Source organism: Desulfobulbaceae bacterium, from assembly GCA_015231515.1.
Classification (GTDB): domain Bacteria; phylum Desulfobacterota; class Desulfobulbia; order Desulfobulbales; family VMSU01; genus JADGBM01.
This window is the reverse complement of the sequence record JADGBM010000190.1, coordinates 1-3,720: the sequence shown is the minus strand read 5'-3', so window position 1 is coordinate 3,720 and position 3,720 is coordinate 1. Positions and strand designations below refer to the sequence as shown.

General features: G+C 43.8%; 5 protein-coding genes. All 5 read right to left on the bottom strand.

The window, feature by feature from the left end; translation table 11 throughout:
• Nucleotides 1-103 precede the first annotated feature (103 nt).
• Nucleotides 104-673: a hypothetical protein gene (locus HQK80_15965; GenBank protein ID MBF0223689.1), complete on the bottom strand. Its 570-nt coding sequence runs from the start codon at nt 671-673 to the stop codon at nt 104-106.
• 45 nt (nt 674-718) lie between these two features.
• Nucleotides 719-1,279 (bottom strand): methyl-accepting chemotaxis protein, encoded by a 561-nt coding sequence (locus HQK80_15960; protein MBF0223688.1) that lies wholly within the window; start codon nt 1,277-1,279, stop codon nt 719-721.
• Between the two features lie 12 nt (nt 1,280-1,291).
• Entirely contained in the window at nt 1,292-1,858 is a 567-nt protein-coding gene (locus tag HQK80_15955) for a SurA N-terminal domain-containing protein (protein MBF0223687.1), read from the bottom strand.
• A 62-nt stretch (nt 1,859-1,920) separates the two neighbouring features.
• A complete protein-coding gene (locus tag HQK80_15950; GenBank protein ID MBF0223686.1) occupies nt 1,921-2,637 on the bottom strand; it encodes a response regulator in 717 nt (238 codons plus the stop codon).
• The coding region (locus tag HQK80_15945; protein MBF0223685.1) for a HAMP domain-containing protein at nt 2,628-3,720 on the bottom strand (1,093 nt) is incomplete at its 5' end. The genes HQK80_15950 and HQK80_15945, both read right to left, overlap by 10 nt.

The window sequence follows — 3,720 nt, the reverse complement described above, 5'->3', positions numbered from 1 at the left end:
AAGGTATCCGTTATGCCATAGAAGATATGACTGAGATCCGCCTCATGGCTGTGCGGACACCGCCAAACGGCTGACTGTTTTCTAAATTTACCGATCCGAAAATTTAATCAATATGGCGGTCAACGTACCGAGCTAAAATCTCTGCCGTTGCCTTCGGTGGTTTAACCTGCAGAAAATGATCAATAATGGCATGTGCCAGCTCATGGCCGAGCATTCCGGCGTTCACATCAGCAGCTGACACATACACACTATTTTCTTCAAACACATACCAGGCCCTGATCCTGCATTGACCGCTGTGAAACTTATTATAAGCAGCTTGAAGCTTACTCTTGTCTGAGTAAACCTTAATTGAGACCTTTTCCATTGCCTTTCTCATATCAAGAATTTCCTGAACTCGACCAAACAGACCGTCCATTTTCAGGGCCAACTCTCCCGCTGCGCCACTACCCTTTTTGGCAGAAAAAAACGTGCTTAAGCCAGCCGCTGCCCTTTTAAAATGAATTTTTTCATTGAATATTCGGACATCACTTTCTGTTTGAAAAAACACGCGGGTGTAATGAGTTTCAAGTGTAAGCCAGGTTGACTGCAACTCTGCGCCTGAGGCTGTATCACATACGAAAACCAGCAACACAACTGCCAACACAGCCGATATTTTGTCTATTATGCGGTTCACTTTAAGAAGATGCAAGGCTCGTCAGGCTGAATAATTAAACAGGAACTACGCACCTAACTGCTCGGCAATTTCCTCCTGGATACGCCGTATGCCAGCTAGCAGCTCATCGCTGGCATCAAGACTCACTGCCTTCTCATGAAGAGCAGTCACTTCGTTTTGAACCAAGACTGCCTTTTGATACAAACCGGCCGTCATCTCATTAAAGGTGTCAGCCAGAATCCCCACCTGATCTTTTTTCCGAAACTGAATCTGGTGCCCAATGTCGCCGGCAATCACGGCCTTTAAGCCTTGTTCAAGCCGGTACAATGGCCCGGCAATTTTATGTGAGATAAAAAGAGTTACAATAATCACACCAACCGAAACCAAACCAAAAACAATCAGGTTAGACAGCAAGACCGCCGGCAACATAGCCGAAGCGGTGCTTTCAATAATTAGTCTTGAGTTATTATAGGAAGATGTGAGCGTCTCACGCGAAAGGAAAAAAATAAGTCCGATGGAAAGGCCTGAACCCACCATTACCAGTAGGCAGAACTTCAGAATAAAGTTTGCTTGAAAGCCTTTCTTAATGAAGTACTGTCTTCGCACATATCGTGTTTTATCGCTCATATTTGTAATCCGTTAGTTTTCTTTTAGTAACTCACTGTCGATTTCCAGTTTCGCACTCTCCTGCAGTTGCTCAATCCACTCCTGCAAAGCAGCACTTTTCTTTGCTTCACGTATCTCTCGCTCAATCTCTGGTCGCATAGAACTAATTTCGACCTGTTCTTCGGACCTGCCTGACCTCATTTGTTGAATCCTGCCCTCAATCTCTTCTTCGCTCACCAGAATTTTCTTGGAAATTTCTGCACTCCTGATGGCGATGAGATTACGTACCAGCGTTGATTCCCAATAACGTTCAATAGTCTTGACGAATTCATCTTCACGGTCAAGATCCATTCGTTTTGCCTCTTGAATGAGAAGTTCCTTACGAATTAGATCATTTAAAAATTCCCGTTTGCTTTTTTCTGTTAGCTTATAGTCTGTTTCATATTCCACTTCTTCGGCTAATTGAGACCTGAAATCGTCAAGATAAATTTCATAATTATTAACTTTGGCCAAAACCTTCTGCTTTACCGCTTCTTCGCTGGAACACGATACGAGAAGCAATAGAACAACACAAAAAAAAGTGAATCTTGATATTTTCATACTGTTACTCCACCGCAGGCCTCTTTTGAAATCGACAAAGTGTCTCATTTCACAAAAACCCTTTATTTCTTATTAGTTTTTCCATCTAAAACCTGCCGAACAATCATGGCAAGCTCATGATGAGAAGCAGGTTTCATCAAAAATGATGAAACTCCGTACGCCTTGGCGGTATCTGCATTAACCTTAGAACTATAACCAGTACATAGAACCACCGGTATATCAGGGCGGATAGCCGCAACCTTCTGGGCAAGCTCATTTCCTGTCATACATGGCATGGTCTGATCCGTTACAATCAGATCAAAAGCCTCCGGCTGTTTTTCAAATAAACCAAGTGCTTCAACGCTGTTTGTCATCGTTGTAACTGTGTACCCCAGCCCTTCAAGTATCTTTTTCAAAACCTCAACAATACTCATTTCGTCATCAACAACAAGAATCCTTTCATGGCCAGTCATAAGTGGGGGGATGATTTGCGTTCTTTGTGACGAATCCGCCTGAACAACCGGGAAATAAACTCGAAACTCCGAGCCAACCCCCGGAGTGCTCTCAACCTCAATCATCCCTTCATGACTCCGCACTATCCCATGCACAACGGCAAGTCCCATACCCGAGCCTTTATCTATATCTTTAGTCGTAAAATAGGGATCGAAAATATGCGGCAAGACCTCAGGCTTAATCCCTTCACCCGTATCTTTTACCGAAAGCATAAGATACTCACCTGGGTTCATGGAGGGCTCAGCAAGCAAATCTTCCTTTTTAAGAGTGACATTTTTCAACTCCACCCGTTTTTTTCATCCATCGCATGCTTGGCGTTCGTACACAGGTTCATAATTATTTGATGAATCTGGGTCGGGTCTGCCAGGATAACACCACAATCTGTATCGATTTTCCGTTGAATCTCAATGGTAGTTGGAAGCGTAGCCCGAAGAAGCTTTAATGCCTCCTTAATCATCACAGAGATCTGCATAGGAACCCTATCCTGCTTAGATTTACGGCTGAAAGCGAGAATCTGTTTCACCAGATCGCGGGCACGGTAACCACCCTGCAAAACTTTCTCCAGCATCTCTCGGGCAGGATTGTCTTTGGGGATCTGATCAATGGCCAAATTTGAAAACCCAATTATTGCAAAGAGGATATTATTAAAGTCATGAGCTATGCCGCCGGCCAGCGTACCCATCGCCTCCATTTTATAAGCCTGCCGCAGTTGTTCTTCCAGCTGTAGTTTCTCTTCTTCATTTTTTTCCCGTTCAACCAGTGCGAGACACAAGGTGTCAATCATCTGATTAAAAGACTCTTCGACAACCTTTAACTCATCACGCGCAGACGACCCGATATCAACTTTAGCTGAAGAGAGGTTATCCAGACTAATTTTTTGGGTTGCCGTGGCTAACTCGGTGAGAGGTTTTCGTATCAGTCTATTTGAAAACCAGAGAAAGATAAACCACAAGGCCACCGTCTTAATAACAGCATTGAACACCAGCAGAAAAAATTGAAGCTTGACTCTCTGAAAAATCACTGTGGTATTTGAAAAAAGTGTAACCTCCCCCAGGCGCTTCGTTTCGCTTTCATAGGTGTAAAAGATTGGAAACGAGTGCTGGAACAAACTAAATTTATACTTTTTTTCATGAGGAATAGTAACTGCGTCTGATTTCAGGCCCAAAAGGTTTACTTGGAGGCCCACATCACCTGACTCGCCAGCCCTGTCCACAATTCCTCCGGCTGCAATATTTTCCCCATCGGTGCTGACAATTGTAACACCAACGATAGTTGGTATTTCCAGCATTCCTGCTAGTGTCGATACAAGCGCTTCAGTGTCAAGATGCCACAACTCTGCGGCCAGAACGTTTTCAAATGTTTTCTGAATA